Annotated in this window: 2 protein-coding genes; both read right to left on the bottom strand. The window is 38.2% G+C overall.

Annotated elements, in window-relative coordinates:
- Window positions 1-218: 218 nt before the first annotated feature.
- Window positions 219-1295 carry a redox-regulated ATPase YchF gene (ychF, locus tag HE1_RS03060; RefSeq protein WP_084490975.1) on the bottom strand — a complete coding sequence of 359 codons (1077 nt, stop codon included), beginning with the start codon at window positions 1293-1295 and terminating at the stop codon, window positions 219-221.
- A 48-nt stretch (window positions 1296-1343) separates the two neighbouring features.
- The gene (gene rplS, locus HE1_RS03065) at window positions 1344-1736 is read right to left on the bottom strand and encodes a 50S ribosomal protein L19 (protein WP_035544619.1); all 393 of its coding nucleotides are present in this window, start codon (window positions 1734-1736) and stop codon (window positions 1344-1346) included.
- Between the last annotated feature and the right edge of the window lie 370 nt (window positions 1737-2106).

Genomic DNA, 2106 nt, shown 5'->3' on the forward strand with positions numbered 1-2106 from the left:
ACCATAAAACGTTTTCCATTGAACAAAATAATTCTCGACACCGCCATTGGTTTGAGAGATTTCGCCCCCCCCCTTGCAAACACGCGATCACTTGAAATGCTAGAGGTAACACTGCGTATTTTTGCGGCACCTAACGTTAATAAAACCTCGAAAATTAATCATGCTATCTTTGGTTAAAAGTCTAAAAAATTAACAGGTCTGTTTTTAAATAAAAGAAATTAGACATTGAAACGAAACAACATAACGTCCCCGTCTTGTACGACGTACTCTTTTCCTTGTGTGGCAATTTTTCCTGCATTTTTTGCCCCCGCCTCACCTTTATAGTCTATGTAATCTTTCCACGAAATTACTTCTGCTCGAATAAATCCTTTCTCAAAATCACTGTGAATACACCCTGCCGCTTCAGGAGCCTTTGCATCCTTCTTAACAGTCCATGCCCGCGCTTCCTTAGGACCTATGGTAAAAAAAGAAATCAATCCCATGGCGCTGTACACTTCTTGAATAACATTTTCAAGCCCACTACATTTTATATTCAAATCTTTCAAAAATACAAAACGATCTTCTTGAGAAAGCTGAGCAATTTCAAACTCTACCTGGCTGCTCATCCATACCACAGGTTTTCCGCTGGCACGCTTTAAAATAGAATCTTTGTAAGGAAAATTTCCATTTATTAGATCTTGCTCAGAAATATTTATAAGATAAATCATAGGTTTTGCCGTCAAAAACCCCAATCTTGAAAGGTTAGACCGCTCTTGCAGAGTCCATGAACCATTTTGAAGCATCACTCCACTTTGAAGATAAGACAAAGCATATTCCAAAAGCTCTTTAACATCTTCCTTTTTATCAACAGTTTTTTGCTTTTTTGACAACTGACGCTCTGCGCTTTGAAGGTCCGCCAACAAAAGCTCCATTTCAATAACATCTATATCGAAAAATGGATCAACTTTTCCATGAACATGCGTTACATTTTCTGAAGAAAAAGCTCGAACAACTTGAACAACAACATCTACTTGTCGAATATGCGCCAAGAACTGGTTTCCTAGCCCGTCTCCTTTGCTTGCCCCTTTAACAAGACCTGCAATATCCACAAACTGAATTTGAGACGGAAGAGTACGTTTAGACTGAGCAATACTGGCTAACAAACCCAAACGCCAATCAGGAACGCTTACAGACGCAACGTTAGGCTCTATCGTACAAAATGGATAATTCTCAGCCTGAGCCAAAGCACTTTCTGTCAACGCATTAAATAAAGTAGACTTCCCAACATTAGGAAGTCCAACAAGACCACACTGCATCATGTCTTTACCTATTATTGTTTAGGCAACGCTTACCCAAATGTTTTTTTATTTTTTCAATGAATCAGTACCAGTATTCGGTCTGCGCCGCTCTTTAATTCTTGAAGATTTTCCACTCAATCCTTCCAAATAGTACAACTTAGCACGACGAACAACTCCTCTGCGCAATACTTGAATACTTTCTATAACAGGACTGTACAAAGGAAACCTTCTCTTAATACTAACGTTCCCCACTACACGGCGTACAACAAAAGAAGAATGAAGCCCTCGATTTCTTCTGGCAATACATACTCCTTCGAAACGCTGTACACGAACGCGCCCCCCCTCGCTTAAAATAACATGCACACTTAGGGTGTCTCCTGGAGAAAATTCTGGAATTGGTTGCTTTCCTTCCATAAGCTCTGCAACTTTTTTTTGATTAAATTGTTCTAAAAGATTCATTGAAACCAAAGACGGAACCACTATTGCAAGTAGTCTATCATAAAAAATTTCACGATGCCAGAGGTAAAAATAATTCGGAAAATTACGGTATCTGTAAATAGTTATTTCATCCAAAAAATTGGAAATTAAATATTTTTATGCAGCGTTTATAAATGATCACCAAATAGAATATTGATAGAGCTACTTTCATGTTGCCAATAGGTTAGATTTTTTCCTGAACCTGCTGCATCCCAAGTAAAGGCTTTAATTTTGGGGTGTTTGAAGGGCGGAGGTAAAGGGTTTAAGTGCGTTTTTGGTAACTTTTATGAACTTTGATCATGAGCTGTTCAATATGTAAGCTGTTTGAAGTATTTTGGTTGAAGTATTTATA

It is taken from the genome of Holospora elegans E1 (assembly GCF_000648275.1).
GTDB classification, from domain to species: Bacteria; Pseudomonadota; Alphaproteobacteria; order Holosporales; family Holosporaceae; genus Holospora; species Holospora undulata_A.

Coding starts and splice junctions, on each gene's coding strand:
- ychF (WP_084490975.1), bottom strand. CDS start 1,295: ATGCAGTGTGGTCTTGTTGGACTTCCTAATGTTGGGAAGTCTACTTTA.
- rplS (WP_035544619.1), bottom strand. CDS start 1,736: ATGAATCTTTTAGAACAATTTAATCAAAAAAAAGTTGCAGAGCTTATG.